This window comes from Agromyces sp. NPDC058136, assembly GCF_042884375.1.
GTDB lineage: Bacteria > Actinomycetota > Actinomycetes > Actinomycetales > Microbacteriaceae > Agromyces.
This window is the reverse complement of sequence record NZ_JBHVUA010000001.1, coordinates 315,983-334,972: the sequence shown is the minus strand read 5'-3', so window position 1 is coordinate 334,972 and position 18,990 is coordinate 315,983. Positions and strand designations below refer to the sequence as shown.

Genomic DNA, 18,990 nt, shown 5'->3' with positions numbered 1-18,990 from the left:
TTGTGGGAGAGCGGGCGTGCGCAGCGCCGGAGCCGGGGCTGCGCACCGCGTCAGTGCAGCAGCCGTTCGGCGACGAGCTCGCCGACGAGGGTCTCGGTGAGCAGCGCGACGCGGGCGTCGTCGTCGTGCTCGTGCCGGATCGTGAACTCGGCGCCGGGCAGTTCGCCGCCGATGGAGGCCCAGCGGGATCCGCGCTCGCGCATCCATTCGAGCGCCTGCCCGTCCCAGTGGGAGCCGGCGAACACGAGGGCGCGGTAGTCCTGCGTCTTCGTGAGGTACACGTCGACGTGCGACCAGTCGCCCGTCTCCGAGGCGAAGGCGCCGCGCCGCGGCACCTCGCGCACCATGAGGGCCGACTGCTGGGCGCTCGAGAGGCGTTCGGCGGGCGCGAGGGTCCACGCGCCGTCGGGCCCGGCGACGAGCGCGGTCGCGGCCTCCAGCCAGTCGGCGGATGCCGCGAAGAGGCCCGCGTTCGCCTCGGCCGCACGTCGCACGGCATCGGCGTCGAAGGGCTGCTCGGCAGCGGCGCCCGTGAGTGCGCCGAGCACGGCGTCGAGCACGGGGAACGTCGCCCGGAAGGTGCGGCACGCGACGCCCGAGGCCTCGATACCCGCCCCGAGCTCGACGACCGCGTCGGCCTGCTCGGCGAGCGCCGAGGCCGGCCGGTTCGTCACCGCGACGAGCGGCGAGGCGCTGCCCCGATAGCGTTCGACCGCGCGCAGCACCTCGACGCTGCCGCCCGTCGCCGAGACGGCGACGACGACCCGGTCGGGGGCGGGCGGCGGCAGTTCGTCGACGCTCGCGAGCTCGACCTGCACGTTCGCACCGACCGCGCGGTACCGGCGGGCGACGACGTCGGCGGCGTATCGGCTCGACCCCATGCCGAGGACGAGCACCTTCGCCGGCGCGTGCAGGCGCTCGCCGATGACCGCCGCCTCGACGAGCCCGGGCAGCCCAGCGTCGAGGGCGTCGGCCAGGCGGCCGAGCGTCTCGGGGATCAGCTCGAGATCGGATCGGAAGGCGGCGGTGTCCATGGCTGCTCCTGGCGTTCGTGCGTCGAGGGGTGGCGGTGGGTGAGGGCGGCGTCGGGCGCGTACTGCCAACGAGGGAGGAACCGGGCGGCGTAGCGGAGTTCGGCGGCGAGCTGTTCGGCCTCGAACCCGGCGAGGAGCGCCTCGTCGAGCAGCTCGGGTCGCGCGAGCGCGGCCCGGTACGCGTCGAGGAACGCGGTGCGCGCCCGGTCGGCCCACGCGAAGGCGGCGGGCTCGGCGCGGCCGAGTCGCTTCTGCACCACAGCGGCGACGAGGTCGATCGACACGAGGAGGTGCGCGAGGTCGCGTGCGGCGGCGTCGGGCCGGTCGCGTTCGGCGTCGCCCTGCTGCGGGTCGCCGTCGAAATCGATGAGCGTGTAGCGCTCGCCGCCCGCGGGGCCGGGGGAGCGGAGCACCTGCCCGAGGTGGAGGTCGCCGTGGAGCGGGAACGCGAGCCCGGGCGCGGCCGCCCCGAGCGAGTCGATCGCGGCCTCGAGCGAGGCCAGGCGGTTGCGAAGCCGGTCGCCCGCCGCGCCGTCGGTCTCGGCGACGGCGGCCGCGAGGGTCTCGCGGGCGCGGCGGACGCGCGCCTCAGGGGCGTCGGCGTTCGAGGGGGATGCCTCGGCGCCGAGCACCCCGTGGATCTCGGCGATCCGGCGACCGAGCCGGGTCGGCCAGTCGGGGTCGTCGACCTCGTCGCACACGACCGCGACGACGTCGTCGACCGCCCAGGTCCAGCCGTCGTCGGCGCCCGGAAGGTAGTCGGTGACGACCGCGAGCACCCCGGTGCCGCGCTCGGGGTGCCGCCACCGCACGGCGCCCCGCAACCGCTCGACGCCCGTCGCACCGGCGGCGGCGAGCTGTTCGAGCAGGCGCGCCGAGCGCTCGGCGGCTCCCCAGTGGGCCACGAGCTTCACGATCAGCCGCTCGTCGACGATGACCGAGACGTTCGTCTGGTCGACCGTGATGGCACGCTCGCTCGCGTGCGAGGGCGACACCGTGGCATCCACCGTCGCGGCGAGCGCGCGGGCGACGCCGTCGCCGGCCGCGACCCGGCGGCCGTCGAGCAGCACGCGGCCGTCGGCCTCGACGGAGAGGGTTCGGCCATCGATCGGAAAGTGTTCGCCACTGAGCATCGAATTCATTGAATTCGGATTGTAACTATTCCGCAACCCCCAGATATTCACTGTCCGAAAGTCATTGCGGTTTCTTGACGCAGGCTGCAAGAATCGCTCAACCCTGCCCGTCGAAGTTCAGGAGTCACGATGTCCCACCCGTACCGCCGCGTCGCCCTCGCCGGGACGGCCGCAGCCCTGCTCGCCCTCACCGCATGCGCCTCGACCGATCAGGGCGGCGGCGATGCGCTCGACCCCGAGGCCGACCTCAGCTCGCAGACGCTGACCGTCTCGATCTGGGCCGACTACTACCCCGAAGACCTCGCCGAGCAGTTCGAGAAGGCCACCGGGGTGAAGACCACGATCGTCAACCACACCACCAACGAGGACATCGTCGCGAAGCTCACCGCGAGCGCCGACTCGGGCATCGACATCGCATTCGTCTCGGGACAGTACGCCCAGGCGCTCGGCGAGCAGGGGCTGCTCGCGAAGCTCGACAAGTCGCTCATCCCCAACGAGGAGAACCTCTACCCCGAGGCGCTCGAGCTGGCCTACGACGAGGGCAACGTCTACTCCGAGCCCTACGCGTGGGGCACCACCGGCCTCTGCTACCGCCCCGACCTCACGGGCTTCGACCCCACCTCGTGGAACGACCTGCTGAACCCGAAGCCCGAACTCGTCGGCAAGACGACGATGCTCTCGACCGACCGCTGGCTCGCGATGCCGGCCCTCAAGGCGCAGGGTCACTCGGTCAACACGACCGACGACGCCGAGCTCGAGGAGGCCAAGGCGCAGCTCCTCGAGACGAAGCCGACGCTGCTCGCCTTCGACGACACGACCTTCTACTCGAAGCTCGTCTCGGGCGAGGCCGCGATGGTCGAGGCCTGGGACGGCTGGTGCAACTACGGCATCGCCGAGGACCCGAACATCAAGTTCGTCGTGCCCGAGGAGGGCGCCGACCTCTGGGTCGACACGATGACGGTGCTCGAGTCGTCGAAGAACAAGGAGGCCGCCATGGCCTTCCTCAACTACATCCTCGACCCGACGGTGCAGACCTGGGTGGCCGAGAACATCCTCTACAAGGTGCCGAACCAGGCCGCGATGGAGGCGCTCAAGCCCGAGCTCCTCGAGTCGTACCCGACCCTCGCGATCACCGTCGACGAGCTCTTCGAGCAGGAGGTGATCGTCGACCTCGGCGAGGACACCCTGAAGTTCGTCGACCTCAACTCCGAAGTCCTGGCGAGCAACTGACGCCGTGACCTCCTCGCTCCAGGAGGCGACCCCCGTCGCGCGCGCGAACCGCGTGCGACGGGGGCTCGCCCCCATCCCCTTCCTCGCACCGGGCATGGTCTACCTCATCGTCTTCATGGCGATCCCGGTCGGCCTGCTCGCGTTCTACACCTTCTTCAAGCGCGGCCGCTTCGGCGGCATCGTGTTCGAGTTCACCCTCGACAACTGGGTGAAGCTCTTCGAGCCCCTCTATCTCGGGGTCATCGCCCAGTCGATCGGCATGGCGCTCGTCGTCACGCTGCTCGCGCTCGCGATCGGCTACCCCATGGCGTACGCCATCGCGGGGCTCAGCCCGAAGTGGCGCACCGTCGCCCTCATCGCCGTCGTCCTCCCCTTCTGGACGAACTTCCTCGTGCGCACCTACGCGTGGATCCTGCTGCTGAACAACGCCGGCTGGGTCAACCAGGCGCTGCAGGGACTCGGCCTCACCGACGAGCCGATCAGCATGCTGTACACGCCGCAGGCCATCGTCGTCGGTCTCCTCTACATGTACCTGCCGCTCATGGTGCTGCCGCTCTACGCCTCGTTGCAGCAGCTCGACCCCTCGCTCCGCGAGGCGGCGACGAACCTCGGCGCGACGCCGTGGCGCACCTTCCGCACGGTGACGCTGCCGCTCTCGCTGCCGGGCGCACTCACCGGCTGCGTGTTCGTGTTCGTCCCCGCGATGTCGAACTTCGTCATCCCCGAGCTCATCGGCGGAGGCAAGACGATCATGGTCGGCAACCTCGTGCGCGACCAGTTCTTCGAGGCGCGCGACTGGCCGTTCGGAGCGACGCTGGCGCTCCTGCTCACGATCATCCTCGTGCTCGTCATCGTGCTGCAGTCGGCGGTCTCGCGCCGCGTGACCGAAGGAGGCCGACGTGGCTGAGACGATCGCCCCGACGACGACGACGACGACGCCCGCTGCCGCCGACGCGCCCCCTCGGCGGGCGAAGCGGCGCCGGCCCCGCGGCATCCTCGTGCCCCTCTGGCTCGGCTACGTGTTCCTCTACGTGCCGATCCTCATCGTCGTGATCATGAGCTTCAACGACAGCGAGAACCTCTTCGTCTGGCGCGGTTTCTCGCTGCGCTGGTACCCCGAGGTGTTCGCCGACGGGGCGCTCATGCAGGGACTCGGCAACACGCTCATCGTCGCGACGGGCGCGACCGCCATCGCGACCGTGCTCGGCACGCTGCTCGCCTACGGCATCCAGCACTACACGCGCGGCGGCTTCGTGCGGGCGTTCGCGATCGCCCCGGCGATCCTGCCCGACCTGCTGCTCGGCATCGGCCTGCTCACCCTGTTCGCGCTGCTCGGCATCACGCTCGGGCTGCACTCGGTGATCCTCGCGCACGGCGTGTTCGCGACGGCCTTCGTCACCGCGATTGTGCTTGCCCGCATGGCGAGCATCGACCCGAGCCTCGAAGAGGCCTCGCGCGACCTCGGGGCAGGGCCGGTGCGCACCTTCATGCGGGTGACCCTGCCGCAGCTCGCGCCCGGCATCGTCGCCGGGGCACTGCTCGCGTTCACCCTCTCGCTCGACGAGTTCGTGATCGCCTTCTTCACGACCGCGCCGACCCAGCCCACCCTGCCGATCGTCATCTACTCGATGGTGCGCTTCGGGGTGACCCCCGAGGTCAACGCCCTCGCCACCCTCCTCCTCTTCGTGAGCGTCGTGACCGTGATCGCGGCGCAGCGGCTGACCCGACTGACTGGATCCTCGAAATGACCACTGCACCGCTCCTCAGGGTCGACGGCGTGCGCGCCGTCTACGGCGACACGGTCGCCCTGCACGGCGTCTCGCTCGACATCGCCCACAACGAGTTCTTCGCCCTGCTCGGCCCCTCGGGCTGCGGCAAGACGACGCTGCTGCGCTCGATCGCGGGCTTCGAACAACCCGCCGCGGGGCGGATCGAGCTCGACGGCGACGACCTGCTCGCGATGCCGCCGCACCGGCGGCCGGTGAACATGATGTTCCAGAGCTACGCGTTGTTCCCGCACATGACGGTCGAACGCAACGTCGCGTACGGGCTCGAGGCCGACGGCGTCGGCCGGGCCGAGATCGCCCGGCGCGTCGGCGAGGTCATGGAGGCGGTGCGGCTCGCACCGCTCGCGAAGCGCCGCCCCGGCCAGCTCTCGGGCGGCCAGCGGCAGCGCGTCGCCCTCGCCCGCGCGATCGTGAAGCGGCCGAAGCTGCTGCTCCTCGACGAACCGCTCTCGGCGCTCGACCGGCAGGTGCGCGCCTCGATGCAGCTCGAGCTCAAGCGCCTGCAGCACGAGGTCGGCATGACCTTCGTCGTCGTCACCCACGACCAGGAGGAGGCGATGTCGATGGCCGACCGCATCGCGGTGCTGCGCGACGGCCGCCTCGAGCAGCTCGCGACCCCGCAGGAGCTCTACCGCAACCCGGCGACCCGCTTCGTGGCGTCGTTCATCGGCACGGCCAACCTGCTCGACGGCACGGCGACGGCGTCGGGCGTCGCGGTCGACCGGCTCGGTGAGGTGCCCATCGCACGCGGTCACGAGCTCGTGCCCGGTGAGGCGGCGACCCTCGTCGTGCGTCCCGAGCACGTCGAGCTCGCGCCCGTGCGTGCGGGGGAGTCGGCCGGTGCGGGCGAGCTCCGCGGCATCGTCGTCGACACCTACTTCCTCGGCGGCGCGTCGACGGTGTCGATCGAGGTGCCGGGGCTCGTGGCGCCGCTGCTCGCGACCGTGCCGGGGTCGACCGAGTTCGACCGCGGCGCCGAGGTGGGGCTGCGGTTCGCGCAGGCGACGCTCGTGCCGCGCGACCCGGACGAGCCCGCGTCGGTCGGCACGTCCATCCCGACGAGCGCGGTCGCGGCGGCGCCGGCCGACGCGGACGCGCCGGGGGACCCGAACGGATCGGCCGCCCCGCCGGCCGATCAGCCGGCGAGCGTGTGACCGGTCGCCAGGCGGGCGTACGCGAGCAGCAGCTCGCGTGCGCCGCTGTGGTCGATGGCGGGATGCTTCGCCACGATGCGGTAGCCGTAGGCGTCCTCGAGCGCGACGAGGTTGCGGGCGATCACGAGCGAGGGCTGCGCGAGGGTGAAGAGGCCGCGCGCGGCACCCTGCTCGAGCACCACCTGGTACATGCCGACCTGACGGTCGTAGAGGGTCGTCAGCAGCGACGCCATGAGGCTGTCGCGGCCGGCCGAGCCGCCGAGCTCGCAGAGCAGCCGCACCTCGGCGTCGTCGGGGCCGCTCGGCAGCCCCGAGGCGACGAGGGCGATGAGCCGGGCCACCGGGTCGTCGGGCAGGCTCTCGAGCATGCGGACGCGTTCTTCGTAGAAGCGCTCCATGCCGGCCCGGTTCGCCTCGAACATGAGCTCGTCGATGTCGGGGTAGTAGTAGAGCACCGCGCTCGAGGTGAGGCCGGCCTCTTCGGCGACCCGGTTGAGCCGCGCCCCCTCGGGGCCGTGCGCGGCGATCGCGCGCTGCGCGGCGGCGACGAGCTGGCTGCGCCGCTCCTCCTGACGCTTCGGTCGAGCCATGTGGCACCCCTTCGTGGTGGGCAGATTATCTGTGCTGCTCGTCAATATTAGGCCGAAAGCTCTTGAAAAGTCTGGTGTTTCGGCACCAGAATTCTCTAAACTCCGATACAAGAAACTCGCAAGAGAGGTCAATGATGACTGACGGAAGCCTGACGATCCTGTTCATGCCCGAGAGCGCGTACGGGCCGACGAACAACTGCATCGGCATTGGCAACGAGCTGCTGCGCCGCGGTCACCGCGTCGTGTTCGCCGCCGAGCGCTCCTGGGAGGGCAAGCTCGAAGCCCTCGGCTTCGAGGAGGACCTCGTCGACCTCGCGCCGCCCGCCGAGGACGCGGGCGATGAGCCCGAGGAGCAGGACGCCGGACAGTTCTGGAAGGACTACATCCGCGACGTCTCACCCGAGTTCCGGAAGACCACGACCGAGCAGCTCGAGACCGTCACCCGCCCCATCTGGGAGGCGCTCGTCGACGGCGCGAAGTACTGCGAGCCGCAGCTGCGCGACATCATCGCCCGGGTGCGGCCCGACGTCATCGTGGAAGACAACGTGCTCGTCTTCCCGGCGCTCACCACCGCGGGCGTGCCGTTCGTGCGCATCGTCTCGTGCAACCCGCTCGAGGTGCCGGGCGACGAGATCGCCCCCGCCTTCTCGGGCCTCGCCGAGCGCGATCGCGAGGGGTGGGCCGGGTTCCGCGCCGAGTACGAGCGCACCCACCGCACCCTCTGGCAGGAGTTCGACGCCTGGGCGCAGGAGCAGGGCGCCGCCCCGCTGCCCGAGCTCGAGTTCATCGGTGCGGGCGACGAGAACCTCTACGTCTACCCGACCGCACTCGACTACGACGAAGCGCGTCCGCTCGGGGCATCCTGGCACCGTCTCGAGAGCTCGGTGCGCGAGACCGAGGCCGAGACGCCCGAGCTGCCCGCCTCGTACACCGACGGCTCGCGGCCGCTCATCTACTTCAGCCTCGGTTCCCTCGGCTCGGCCGACGTCGAGCTCATGCGCCGCGTCATCGCCGCGCTCGCCGTGCAGCCCGTCAACGTGATCGTCTCGAAGGGGCCGCTGCACGACGAGATCGAACTCGCCGACAACATGTGGGGCGCCGAGTTCCTGCCGCAGACGAAGCTGCTGCCGCTCGCCGACCTCGTGATCACCCACGGCGGCAACAACACCACGACCGAGGCCATGCACTTCGGCAAGCCCATGGTGCTGCTGCCGCTCTTCTGGGACCAGTACGACAACGCCCAGCGGGTCGACGAGCGCGGATTCGGCGTGCGCCTCGACCCCTACCGCTTCACTCCCGACGAGCTCGCCGGGGCGATCGAGCGGCTGCTCGGCGACGCTGCGCTGCGCGCGCGCCTCGACGAGGTCTCGGCGGCGATCCGCGCGCAGGGCGGCATCGCACGCGCCGCCGACGTCATCGAGGCGGCAGCGAGTCGGGATGCCACGGCGGGGGCCGCGACGTCGGCCGCCACCGGTTCCGTCGCGTCGGAGCGCTCGGGCTCCTCGGCGGGCTCGGCCTCGTCGGCCGGCCCGGCCGCGTCGGCACCGGTCGCGCACGCCGTGGCGAGCGCGTGAGCACCGCGGTCGCCGCGGCGGCCGAGTCCTCGCTGCGCGACGCCCGCCCGGCGCCCTACTGGACCGACCGCCCCGAGGCGCCGGCCCGGCGTGCGCCCGTGTCGGGCGAGGTCGCGGCCGAGCTCCTCGTCATCGGCGCGGGATTCACCGGGCTCTGGGCCGCGTGGCGGGCGATCGAACGCGGCACGGCCCCCGACTCGATCGTCGTCGTCGACGCCGAACAGCTCGGCTACCTCGCGAGCGGGCGCAACGGCGGATTCGTCGCCGCATCGCTCACGCACGGCCTCGCCCACGGCACCCACCTCTGGCCCCGCGAGGTGGGTCCGCTCGCCCGCGAGGGCGACGAGAACCTCGCCGCGCTCGTCGCGACCGTGCGCGAGGCGGGCATCGAGTGCGGCCTGGCCCGGTCGGGCAAGACGACCCTCGCCGTCGAACCCTGGCAGGTCGAGGGGCTGCGGGAGGCGAAGCGGCTCGGCGACGAGCACGGCGCCGCCCTCGAGTTCCAGTCGCGCGAGGAGGTGCAGGCCGACGTGCACTCGCCGAGCTACCTCGCGGGCCTCCGCGATCGCACCGGCACCGTGCTCGTCGACCCGGCCCGCCTCGCGTGGGGCCTCGGCGCCGAGCTCGAACGCCGCGGGGTGCGCCTCGCCGAGGGCACGCGCGTCACCCGGCTCGCCCGGCAGGGCGGAGGCGTCGTCGCCGACACCGCGGGCGGGCGGGTGCTCGCCAGGCAGGCGGTCGTCGCGACCGCCGCGTACCCGTCGCCGCTCAAGCGGCTCGGCAACTACCTCATGCCGCTCTACGACCACGTGCTCATGACCGAGCCGCTCACCGCGGAGCAGCGCGCCGCGATCGGCTGGGGCGAGGGGCAGGGGCTCACCGACGCCGGCAACCAGTTCCACTATTACCGCCCGACCGACGACGGCCGCATCCTCTTCGGCGGCTGGGACGCGGTGTACCACCGCGGCGGCCGCGTCGACCCGGCCTACGAGCAGCAGGGCGGTTCGCACGCGCTGCTCGCACGGCACTTCTTCGAGACCTTCCCGCAGCTCGCGGGCCTGCGGTTCACGCACCGCTGGGCGGGGCCCATCGACTCGACCACCCGGTTCACCGCCGCGTACGGCACCGCCCTCGGCGGCCGGGTCGCGTATGCGGTCGGGCACACCGGGCTCGGCGTGGGCGCGTCGAGGTTCTCGGCGGATGTCGCGCTCGACCTCCTCTCGGGCGAGCCGAGCTCGCGACTGCGGTACGAGCTCGTGCGCCGTCGTCCCTTCCCCATCCCGCCCGAGCCGCTGCGCAACCCCATCGTGCAGTTCACCCGCCGCAGCATCCTCGCCGCCGACCGCGACGAGGGCCGCCGCAACTTGTGGCTGCGCACCCTCGACCGCTTCGGGCTCGGCTTCAACTCCTGACCCACCCTGCACCACCCGCTCGAAAGGAGCACCTCATGACCACCGGCACCTTCATCGGCGAGTACCGCCCGGGTTCGGGCGAGCACACCGCGATCACGAACCCCGCGACCGAGGAGGAGGTCGCCGGGTTCCGCTCCTCCGGCGTCGCCGACGTCGACACCGCGGCAGCCGCCGCACGCGCGGCGCAGCCCGACTGGGCGGCGAAGACCCCAGGAGAGCGTTCGCTCGCGCTGCTGAAGCTCGCCGATGCGATCGAGGTCGACGCCGAGCACCTCGCGAGGCTCGAGGTCGAAGACTCCGGGAAGCCCTGGACGACCGCGTTCGACGGCGAACTGCCATTCGCGGTCGACAACCTGCGCTTCTTCGCCGCGGCCGCTCGCTCGCTCGACGGCACGGGCGCGGGCTCGTTCTCGAACGGGTACACGTCGATCCTCACGCGCCGGCCCGTCGGCGTCGTCGCCGGGATCACTCCGTGGAACTTCCCGCTCATCATGGCGATCTGGAAGGCGGGGCCCGCGCTCGCCGCGGGCAACGCCGTCATCGTGAAGCCCGCACCCGCGACGCCCCGCACGACGTTGCGGCTCGCCGAGCTCGCGATCGAGTCGGGGCTGCCTGCGGGCCTGCTCAGCGTGGTCACGGGCGACGCCGAGGTCGGGCAGGCGCTCGTGACCCACCGCGAGGTCGACATGGTGAGCGTCACCGGGTCGACGCAGACCGGCAAGTCGGTCATGCGGGGCGCCGTCGACGGCGTGAAGCGGGTGCACCTCGAGCTCGGCGGCAAGGCGCCCGTCATCGTCTTCGCCGACGCCGACCTCGGGGCGATGGCGCACGCGGTCGCGCTCGGCGCGACGTACAACACCGGGCAGGACTGCACCGCGGCGACCCGCGTGTACCTCGAGCGCTCGGTGTACGACGACGGCGTCGCGGCGCTGCGCGCGGCGATCGGGCAGATCGTCGCCGGCGACCCGATGAACGCCGACACCCACATCGGCCCGCTCATCTCCCGGGCGCACCGCGACCGGGTCTCGGGCTTCGTCGACCGGGCGGTCGCCGAGGGCGCCGAGGTGCTCGCGGGCGGGCGCGCGCTCGACGGGGTGGGCGCCTACTTCGCGCCGACCCTGCTCGTCGGTGCGTCGCAGTCCTCCGAGATCGTGCAGGGCGAGGTGTTCGGGCCGGTGCTCGTGGCGCTGCCCTTCGACGGCGAGGCCGAGGGCATCGCGCTCGCGAACGACAGCGCGTACGGGCTCGCGTCCTCCGTGTGGACGAGCGAGGTCTCGCGTGCGCTGCGGGTGAGCCAGTCGCTCGACGTCGGGGTGACCTGGGTGAACGACCACCTCCCGATCGCGTCCGAGGCGCCGCACGGCGGCGTGAAGGGTTCGGGATTCGGCAAGGACATGTCGATCGAACCGCTGCTCGACTACTCGGTGACCCGGCACCTCATGATCCGGCACGCGGCACCGCCCGAGACGACCGGGTTCCGGCCGGCGTGAACGGGCCCGACGCGGGCGACGAGGACCACACGACGAGAGAGGCGATGAGGATGCGACGAGTCACGAAGGCGGTCATTCCTGCGGCTGGGTTGGGGACGCGGTTCCTTCCGGCGACGAAGGCGATGCCGAAGGAGATGCTTCCGGTGGTCGACAAGCCGGCGATCCAGTACGTGGTCGAGGAGGCGGTGGCTGCGGGGTTGACGGATGTGCTGGTGGTCACGGGTCGGAACAAGAACGCGTTGGAGAATCATTTCGATCGGGTCGCGGAGTTGGAGGCGACTCTGGCGCGTAAGGGTGACACGGTCAAGCTCGAGAAGGTGAACGAGTCGACCGGGTTGGCGGACATGCATTATGTGCGGCAGGGCGACCCGTTGGGGCTCGGGCATGCGGTGTCGCGGGCGCGGATGCATGTGGGTGATGAGCCGTTCGCGGTGCTGCTGGGTGATGACCTGATCGATGCGCGTGATGAGTTGTTGACGAAGATGCTGGCTGAGCAGGTCGAGCGGGACGCGTCGATCGTGGCGTTGTTGGAGGTCGATCCGGACTCGATCCATCTGTACGGTGCGGCGGCGGTCGAGGCGACGGGTGATCCGGATGTGGTGCGGGTGACGGGGTTGGTGGAGAAGCCGGCGAAGGAGGACGCGCCGTCGAACTATGCGGTGATCGGCCGGTATGTGTTGAAGCCCGAGGTGTTCGGGGTGCTCGCGCGGACGGCGCCGGGCAAGGGTGGTGAGATCCAGTTGACGGATGCGTTGATGACGATGGCCGAGGATGTCGAGGGCACGGGTGGCGTGTACGGGGTCGTGTTCCGTGGCCGCCGGTACGACACGGGTGACAAGCTCGATTACATCAAGGCCGTGATCCAGCTCGCTGCCGACCGCGACGACCTCGGCACCGACCTCAAGACCTGGCTCACCGAGTACGTGCGGGGGCTCGATGCGCACTGAGCGACTTCGTGACATCCGGGTTTGCATCGCGCACCCGGCTTTGTCACGCTGAGAGGCGTGCCGTCCACCTCGCGCCCCGTCTTCGCGGGCCTCTCCGTGAAGCGACTCGCCCTCATCGCCGGCGGCGCCGTGGTGCTGCTCGCGGCGGCGGTGCTCGTCGCCCGCGGGCTGCGCGCCCTGCCCGCCGTCGACGCGTTCATCGACGAGTACCCGGGGCACAGCGGGCTGCCCGCGGGTGCGCCCGTCGGCATCCCGGCGTGGCTCGGCTGGCAGCACTTCTTCAACGCCTTCTTCCTCGTGATGCTCGTGCGCACGGGGCTCATCGTGCGTTCGAAGACGCGCCCGCCCGCGTTCTGGACGCGCGACAACACCCGTTGGCCGCGCACGAAGGGCGCGCCGAGACGCCTCGGGATCTCGGTGTGGCTGCACCTCGTCGTCGACGCGTTCTGGGTGCTCAACGGCGTCGTCTACGTCGTGCTGCTGTTCGGGACCGGCCAGTGGGTGCGCATCGTGCCCACCAGCTGGGACGTCGTGCCCGGCTCGATCTCGGTCGTGCTGCAGTACCTCTCGCTCGACTGGCCGACCGAGAACTCCTGGGTCGCGTACAACGATGCGCAGGTGCTCGCCTACTTCGCGATCGTGTTCATCGCCTCGCCGCTCGCGATCCTCACGGGCCTGCGCCTCTCGCCGGGGTGGCCGCTCGAAGGCCCCCTCGCGAAGGCCGTGCCCGAGCGCGCCGCCCGGGCGCTGCACTACCCGGTCATGCTGTTCTTCCTGCTCTTCACCTTCGCGCACGTCGTGCTCGTGCTCGCGACCGGCGCGCTCCGCAACCTCAACCACATGTACGCGGCGCGCGAGTCCGACGACTGGGTCGGCTTCGCGATCTTCGCGGCCTCGCTCGTCGTGATGATCGGCGGGTGGGTGCTCGCCCGCCCCCTGCTGCTGGTGCCCGCTGCCGAGAAGTTCGGTCAGGTGCGCCGGATGCCGCAGCCGCCCGCCGCACCGAAACGCACCGCCGCCCGCAGTTGAGGTCCGCGCCTTCGGCGTGGGGCTGGACAACTCGAAGCGGCTGCGGTGTCATTGAGTGACCGCGCTCGACGGACCTCGCCCTACCGGGGTTCGGCTCCGATCCCGAGCGCGAGGTTGGGGGCGACCTGATGGGTGACGACACCGCGACGCGCAATCTGCGCAACCGCGATTTCGCCGAGACCCGCACGCCGCTCGGCGTGCTCGGCGGCTTCGTCGGGCTGGTCGCGGCGAGCACAGCGGCCGCTGCGCTCGTCGTCGCCTCGGTCACCCCATCGATCGCCATGGTCGGCATGGCGGCCACGGGCACGATCAACATGTTCGACAACCTCCCCGGGTACCTCGAGATCGGCGAGCTCTCGGAGAAGAGCAACATCTACGCGACCGACGCTGCCGGCACTCCGCACCTGCTCGCCTCGTTCTACGACCAGAACCGCGTCGAGGTCGGCTGGGAGTCCATCTCCCAGGACGTGAAGGACGCGACGGTCGCGGGCGAGGACCCGCGCTTCTACGACCACGGCGGCATCGACATGCAGGGCACCCTGCGCGCGGCGGTCACGACGGCGAGCGGCCGCGACACGCAGGGCGGATCGTCGATCGCGCAGCAGTACGTGAAGAACGTGCGGGTGCAGGAGTGCGAGCTCGAGTCGGGCGAGGCGGAGGTCGAGGCGGCAGAGACCGAGGCCGAGGCCGCCGGGGCCGAACTCACGAGCGAGCAGCGCGACCAGATCGTCGACGACGCGCGGACGGCCTGCTATGACGCCGTCACCGAGACCGAGATCGACCGCAAGGTGAAGGAGATGCGGCTCGCGATCGGCGTCGAGAAGCGGTACACGAAGGACGAGATCCTGCTTGGCTACCTCAACATCGCCGGGTTCGGGGGCACCGTCTACGGCATCGAGGCGGCCGCGAACTACTACTACGGCACCACGGCCTCGGCGTTGAGCCTCGCCCAGGCAGCCTCCCTCGTCGCGATCGTGAACAACCCCGAGAAGTTCCGCATCGACCGGCCGGGACGCGAGGTCAACGGGGCGGCCGACGGGTACTCCGCCAACCACAGCCGCCGCGACTACATCCTCGGGAAGATGCTCGAGTACGGCAAGATCACGCAGGCACGCTACGACGAGGCCATCGTGACGCCCGTCCAGCCCGTGATCACCGAGCCGAGCACCGGGTGTCAGACCGCCGGCGGCAGCGCGTACTTCTGCGACTACGTGAAGAACATCCTGCAGACCGACCCGACCTTCGGCGAAGATTCCGAGACCCGCATGCTGAACTTCAGGCGCGGCGGCTACGACGTGTACACGACGCTCGACCTCGACCTGCAGGCCGCGGCCGAGCGCACGCTCGCCGAGAACGTCCCGCAGACCTACCCCGGATGGGATCTCGGCGCGGTCATCTCGAGCGTGCAGGTCGGCACCGGCCGGGTGCTCGCGATGGCGCAGAACAAGACCTACAGCCAAGACCCCGACGTGCTCGCCTCGGGGGCGCAGTACACGAGCATCAACTACAACACCGACTTCACGCAGGGCGGATCGCGCGGGTTCCAGCCGGGGTCGACATACAAGGTGTTCACGCTCGCGCAGTGGCTCAACGAGGGGCACGGGCTCAGCGAGCGCGTCGACTCGCGGCCGAAGTCGAACTGGGGCGTCTTCCACGACAGCTGCCTCGGCAACATCGACGTCTCGGGCGAGAACTGGAACCCGAAGAACGACGCGGGGGAGTCGGGCGCCAACTACACCGCGCTCGAGTCGACGACCCAGTCGATCAACACGGGGTATCTCGGCATGGCGAAGAAGATCGACCTCTGCGGCATCCGCAAGACGGCCGAGGCTTTCGGGATCCACCGGGCCGACGGTGACCCGCTCGGGCAGAGCCCGGCATCCGTGATCGGCACGAACGAGATCGCTCCGCTCAGTCTCGCCATCGCCTTCGCCGGGATCGCGAACGACGGTGTCGCGTGCACGCCGATCGCGATCGAACGAATCGTCGGGCGCGATGGCGCCGAGATCCCGGTGCCCGCCTCGACGTGCACCGCGGCCGTCTCGCCCGAGGTCGCCGCGGGCATGCACTACGGCATGAGCCGGGTCATGACGGGCGGTACCGCGCAGGTCTCGAACCGCGATACCGTGCCGCACGTCCCGCTCATCGGCAAGACCGGCACGACCGACGGCGCGAAGGACACGTGGATGGCGGGCGCGAGCACCGAGGTCGCGACCGTCGCGGCGGTCGTGAGTGTCAACGGCGACGCGAACCAGCGCGGCATCAAGTTCGCGAGCGGCGAGGCGGCGACCGCCCGCCACCGGATGTGGCCCGCGGTCATGTCGGTCGCGGCGGCGAAGTACGGCGGCGGCGCGTTCTCGGAGCTCGGGCCCGGGCCGGTCGTGGCGAGGCCGCCCGGCCTCACCACCCCGCTGCCCGATGACGGCGTGCAGCCCGAACCGACGACGCAGCCGGCCGGCACGGATGACGGCGGCGAACCCGCCGGCGACCCCGGAAGGACTGGCGGCGGTGGTGACGGGCGCCAGCTCGAGGGCGACGGCAGCGGCGGTGATCGCGGTCGACCGGGCGACGGCGGCAACAACGGCGGCGGGAACGGCGGCGGCGGCGGCCGAGGCGGCTGAGTCACAAACCTCATGACGCGGAACGGGGCGGTCGAGCAGATGCTCGACCGCCCCGTTCGCGGTGCTGCGGCTCAGGCTGCGGAGGCCTCGCCTGCGAGCTCCGCCTTGCGGAAGCGCACGCGGTGCACGATCCACGCGGCGATCGCGGCGGCGCCGAGCCCGAGGGCGACGAGCAGCCACGGGGCGATCGAAGCGGGTGAGACGTTCGCCGTGCCCGCGGCGAGCTCGGCAGTGCCGTCGGAGAGCTTGCCGTTGCCGTCGCTGAGCTTGCTCGCGCCGGCCACGAGGTCGCCGGCACCGGTGGCGAGCTTCGTGCTGCCCGCGGCGAGCTCCTCGGTGCCGTCGGCGAGGTCGCCTGCGCCGGTTGCGAGGGTCGCGGCACCCGCGGCGAGGTCGCCTGCACCGGCGCTGAGCGTGCTCGCCCCGGTCGAGAGCTCGCCCGCTCCGGTCGAGAGCGTCTGCGCGCCCTCGGTGAGGCGGGTCGTGCCGGCCTGGAGCTCGCCCGACTTCACGACGAGGTTGTTGGTGCCGGCGAGCAGTTCGTCGGCGCCGTTCGCGAGGAGGCCCGAACCAGCGAGGAGCCGCTCGGTGCCGCTCAGCAGCTGGACGTTGCCGGAGGCGAGCGACTGCGCGCCGGCTGCGAGGGCGCCGGTTCCGGCGGCGAGTTCGCCCGACTTGGTGGCGATGAGTCCGGTTCCGGCGGCGAGTTCGCCCGACTTGGTGGCGATGAGTCCGGTTCCGGCGACGAGTTCGCCCGACTTCGTGAAGAGGGTGCCGGTTCCCGCGGCGAGCTGGGCGGCACCGCCCGCAACCTGCGCGGACGCGCCGGCTACGGTCTCACCGCCGGTCGCGAGCGTCGCGAGCGCCTGAGCAACGCTCGAGGCGCCTCCGTGGAGCCCGTCGACGCCGCCCTTCGCGCTCGTGATCCCCGCGCTCAGCGCACTCGAACCGGCAGCGATCGAACCCGTTGCCAGTTCGAGCTGGGCCGATCCGTCCCGTGCCGCAGCCGAGCCGTCGCGGAGCTGCCCGATCGCCGCAAGCAGGCCCGCGTCAGCGCCTGCTGCGGCGAGTTGGTCGTAGAGTCCGGCGAGGCCGGCGGCGAGGTTCGCGTTCGCGGCGGCGAGATTCTGCGCCCCCGCGTGCGCCGAGGCGGCACCGGCGGCGAGGTTCTCGCTGTTCGTCTTCAGCGATGCGACGCCGCTGCGCAAAGTGTCGGCGCCGCCGACGAGCTGCTCGACTCCGGTCTTCACCTGGCCGATACCGCCCGACAACTGGGCGGTACCGTCCGCGAGCTGACCCGCGCCGGACGCGAGCGTGCTGGTCTTGTCAGCGAGGGTCCCGACCCCGGCTTGCAGTTGCGCAGCGCCGCCCGCCAGCAGGCCCGCGCCGGACGCGAGCGCGTCAGCGCCCGCGTCGAGCTGGCCTGCGCCCGCGGCGAGGGTATTCGCCCCCGTGTTCACCAGGCCCGCGCCCTTGGAGACCTCCGCGGCACCGCCGGCGACCTGACCTGCACCGGCATTGAGTTCGCCGGTTTTGGTGACGAGCTCGTTCGTGCCGTCCTCGAGGCGGACGGCACCCGCGTCGAGTTGGCCGGCGCCTGTGACGAGGCGCGAGGCGCCCGCGTCGAGCTCGGCTGCGCCGCTCGCGGTACGCGCGGCACCGTCGGCGACTTGGAAGGCGCCCGCAGCGCTCTTCTCGGCGCCGGCCTTGAGGCGTGCGGCGCCGGCTGAGGCCGAGGTGGCGCCGGTCGAGAGCTTCGCCGCGCCCGCGGCGGCCTTCGTGGCGCCCTCCTCGAGGTCGGTGGCGCCGCCCGACAGCGTTTCGGTGCCGTCGGCGAGCGTCACCGAGCCTTCGCCGGCCTGCCCGGCGCCGTCGGCGAGCCGGGTGGCGCCGTCGTGCATCTTGCCGGTGGTGATCAGGAAGAACGCCGCAAGGGAGATGAGGGCGATCGCGAGGATCACGGCGGTGACCTTCATGCCGGTGCCGTGGCGGTGCACGGGCGGGTCGATTCTCGTCATTGAGACTCCTGTGGTCGCCCGGGCGCGACGATGCGTCGGATGGCGCGCGCGTGCGTGCCCGGAGGTGGAGGGTGCAGGACGATGACGGTGCAGGTCATCGGTGTGCGGGCGCAGTCTGGTCGGGTCGCGCCCACGAATCTCAGGGGTGCCGACACAGCGCCGGTGCGGTGCCGCCGTGGCGCCGCGATGGCGCGGTGCGCCTGAGGTGCCCCGAACGTAGCAGCGTGCGAGATTCCCTCAACAGATGATCCGAAAGTTCTGTGCCGATCTCCAACGGCTCGGTGCGGGCGAGTGGTTCGCTTTGTCGAGGCCCTACAGCGTTCAGAAGTCGAGCGTGTCGCCCGGCGCGAGTGGGAGGTATTCGCCGCCGTGCTGCTCGGTCGCCCAGGCGAGCCGGGCGTTCGAGAGCGCCTTGCCCGCGGTCGAGAGCAGCATCTCGTGCGTGGGGAATGCGCGGCGGGGCGCGACGGCCTCGACGTAGTCCATCGCCTCGCTGATCTTCATCCACGGTGCGCCGGCCGGCACTGCGAGCACGTCGACGGCGACGCCGTCGGGCACGGTGAACGAGTCGCCGCCGTAGTAGAGGGCGTCGTCGACGAGCACGCCGAGGTTGTCGATGATCGGGATCGACCGGTGGATCTCGGCGTGCTGCCCGCCGAAGAAGCGCAAGCGGAACGGACCGACCTCGACCTCGTCGCCAGCCGCGACGACCTCGACGTCGAAGCCCGAGGCTGCTGCGGCGACCCCCGCGGGCCCGAAGAGGCGCACCTCGGGGTTCATCTCGACGATCCGTTCGAGCTGCTCGGGCGTCCAGTGGTCGTCGTGCTCGTGGGTGACGACGACGGCGACGGTGCCGGCCGATTCGGTGATCGGCGTCGTGAACTTGCCGGGGTCGATGTAGAGCTTGTCGCCCGAGTGCTCGACGACGAGTGCCGCGTGTTCCAGCTTCGTGAGGCGCATACTCCGAGCCA

At 71.4% G+C, this 18,990-nt stretch carries 15 protein-coding genes; 10 read left to right on the top strand and 5 right to left on the bottom strand.

The window, feature by feature from the left end; genetic code table 11:
- Positions 1-50: 50 nt before the first annotated feature.
- Entirely contained in the window at positions 51-1,034 is a 984-nt protein-coding gene (locus ACFVTX_RS01530; protein ID WP_386897435.1) for an SIS domain-containing protein, read from the bottom strand.
- A complete protein-coding gene (locus tag ACFVTX_RS01525; protein WP_386897434.1) occupies positions 998-2,167 on the bottom strand; it encodes a hypothetical protein in 1,170 nt (389 codons plus the stop codon). The genes ACFVTX_RS01530 and ACFVTX_RS01525 overlap by 37 nt, the downstream gene beginning before the upstream one ends.
- Before the next feature lie 129 nt (positions 2,168-2,296).
- On the opposite strand from ACFVTX_RS01525, the gene ACFVTX_RS01520 reads away from it, so the two are divergent.
- From ACFVTX_RS01520 to ACFVTX_RS01505, 4 genes are read left to right on the top strand one after another with little or no spacing between them, the layout of a single operon-like run.
- A complete protein-coding gene (locus tag ACFVTX_RS01520; protein ID WP_386897432.1) occupies positions 2,297-3,397 on the top strand; it encodes a spermidine/putrescine ABC transporter substrate-binding protein in 1,101 nt (366 codons plus the stop codon).
- A gap of 4 nt (positions 3,398-3,401) precedes the next feature.
- On the top strand, positions 3,402-4,304 hold the full coding sequence (locus tag ACFVTX_RS01515; RefSeq protein ID WP_386897430.1) for an ABC transporter permease: 903 nt from the start codon (positions 3,402-3,404) through the stop codon (positions 4,302-4,304).
- Complete coding sequence (locus ACFVTX_RS01510) at positions 4,297-5,145, top strand: ABC transporter permease (protein ID WP_386897429.1); 849 nt, start codon at positions 4,297-4,299, stop codon at positions 5,143-5,145. Before ACFVTX_RS01515 ends, ACFVTX_RS01510 begins: the two co-directional genes overlap by 8 nt.
- The gene (locus tag ACFVTX_RS01505) at positions 5,142-6,338 is read left to right on the top strand and encodes an ABC transporter ATP-binding protein (protein WP_386897427.1); all 1,197 of its coding nucleotides are present in this window, start codon (positions 5,142-5,144) and stop codon (positions 6,336-6,338) included. Before ACFVTX_RS01510 ends, ACFVTX_RS01505 begins: the two co-directional genes overlap by 4 nt.
- On the opposite strand, the gene ACFVTX_RS01500 is transcribed toward ACFVTX_RS01505, so the two are convergent.
- Entirely contained in the window at positions 6,320-6,928 is a 609-nt protein-coding gene (locus ACFVTX_RS01500; RefSeq protein WP_386897426.1) for a TetR/AcrR family transcriptional regulator, read from the bottom strand. The two genes, ACFVTX_RS01505 and ACFVTX_RS01500, sit on opposite strands and share 19 nt — an antisense overlap.
- A gap of 134 nt (positions 6,929-7,062) precedes the next feature.
- Between ACFVTX_RS01500 and ACFVTX_RS01495 the strand changes: the two genes are divergently transcribed.
- The 6 genes from ACFVTX_RS01495 (at position 7,063) to ACFVTX_RS01470 (ending at position 16,001) form a co-directional block, all read left to right on the top strand.
- A complete protein-coding gene (locus tag ACFVTX_RS01495; protein ID WP_386897425.1) occupies positions 7,063-8,502 on the top strand; it encodes a glycosyltransferase in 1,440 nt (479 codons plus the stop codon).
- Complete coding sequence (locus ACFVTX_RS01490; RefSeq protein ID WP_386897424.1) at positions 8,499-9,914, top strand: NAD(P)/FAD-dependent oxidoreductase; 1,416 nt, start codon at positions 8,499-8,501, stop codon at positions 9,912-9,914. Before ACFVTX_RS01495 ends, ACFVTX_RS01490 begins: the two co-directional genes overlap by 4 nt.
- 35 nt (positions 9,915-9,949) lie before the next feature.
- Positions 9,950-11,404: an aminobutyraldehyde dehydrogenase gene (locus ACFVTX_RS01485; RefSeq protein WP_386897422.1), complete on the top strand. Its 1,455-nt coding sequence runs from the start codon at positions 9,950-9,952 to the stop codon at positions 11,402-11,404.
- A gap of 50 nt (positions 11,405-11,454) precedes the next feature.
- Positions 11,455-12,351 carry a UTP--glucose-1-phosphate uridylyltransferase gene (locus tag ACFVTX_RS01480; RefSeq protein WP_386897420.1) on the top strand — a complete coding sequence of 299 codons (897 nt, stop codon included), beginning with the start codon at positions 11,455-11,457 and terminating at the stop codon, positions 12,349-12,351.
- Positions 12,352-12,408: 57 nt separating this feature from the next.
- Entirely contained in the window at positions 12,409-13,380 is a 972-nt protein-coding gene (locus tag ACFVTX_RS01475) for a cytochrome b/b6 domain-containing protein (protein WP_386897418.1), read from the top strand.
- A 128-nt stretch (positions 13,381-13,508) separates the two neighbouring features.
- Entirely contained in the window at positions 13,509-16,001 is a 2,493-nt protein-coding gene (locus tag ACFVTX_RS01470) for a transglycosylase domain-containing protein (RefSeq protein ID WP_386897417.1), read from the top strand.
- A gap of 71 nt (positions 16,002-16,072) precedes the next feature.
- On the opposite strand, the gene ACFVTX_RS01465 is transcribed toward ACFVTX_RS01470, so the two are convergent.
- Positions 16,073-18,019 (bottom strand): hypothetical protein, encoded by a 1,947-nt coding sequence (locus ACFVTX_RS01465; RefSeq protein ID WP_386897415.1) that lies wholly within the window; start codon positions 18,017-18,019, stop codon positions 16,073-16,075.
- A 321-nt stretch (positions 18,020-18,340) separates the two neighbouring features.
- On the bottom strand, positions 18,341-18,979 hold the full coding sequence (locus ACFVTX_RS01460) for an MBL fold metallo-hydrolase (protein ID WP_386897414.1): 639 nt from the start codon (positions 18,977-18,979) through the stop codon (positions 18,341-18,343).
- Positions 18,980-18,990 lie beyond the last annotated feature (11 nt).

Coding starts and splice junctions, on each gene's coding strand:
- ACFVTX_RS01530 (WP_386897435.1), bottom strand. CDS start 1,034: ATGGACACCGCCGCCTTCCGATCCGATCTCGAGCTGATCCCCGAGACG.
- ACFVTX_RS01525 (WP_386897434.1), bottom strand. CDS start 2,167: ATGCTCAGTGGCGAACACTTTCCGATCGATGGCCGAACCCTCTCCGTC.
- ACFVTX_RS01520 (WP_386897432.1), top strand. CDS start 2,297: ATGTCCCACCCGTACCGCCGCGTCGCCCTCGCCGGGACGGCCGCAGCC.
- ACFVTX_RS01505 (WP_386897427.1), top strand. CDS start 5,142: ATGACCACTGCACCGCTCCTCAGGGTCGACGGCGTGCGCGCCGTCTAC.
- ACFVTX_RS01500 (WP_386897426.1), bottom strand. CDS start 6,928: ATGGCTCGACCGAAGCGTCAGGAGGAGCGGCGCAGCCAGCTCGTCGCC.
- ACFVTX_RS01495 (WP_386897425.1), top strand. CDS start 7,063: ATGACTGACGGAAGCCTGACGATCCTGTTCATGCCCGAGAGCGCGTAC.
- ACFVTX_RS01485 (WP_386897422.1), top strand. CDS start 9,950: ATGACCACCGGCACCTTCATCGGCGAGTACCGCCCGGGTTCGGGCGAG.
- ACFVTX_RS01480 (WP_386897420.1), top strand. CDS start 11,455: ATGCGACGAGTCACGAAGGCGGTCATTCCTGCGGCTGGGTTGGGGACG.
- ACFVTX_RS01470 (WP_386897417.1), top strand. CDS start 13,509: ATGGGTGACGACACCGCGACGCGCAATCTGCGCAACCGCGATTTCGCC.
- ACFVTX_RS01465 (WP_386897415.1), bottom strand. CDS start 18,019: ATGACGAGAATCGACCCGCCCGTGCACCGCCACGGCACCGGCATGAAG.
- ACFVTX_RS01460 (WP_386897414.1), bottom strand. CDS start 18,979: ATGCGCCTCACGAAGCTGGAACACGCGGCACTCGTCGTCGAGCACTCG.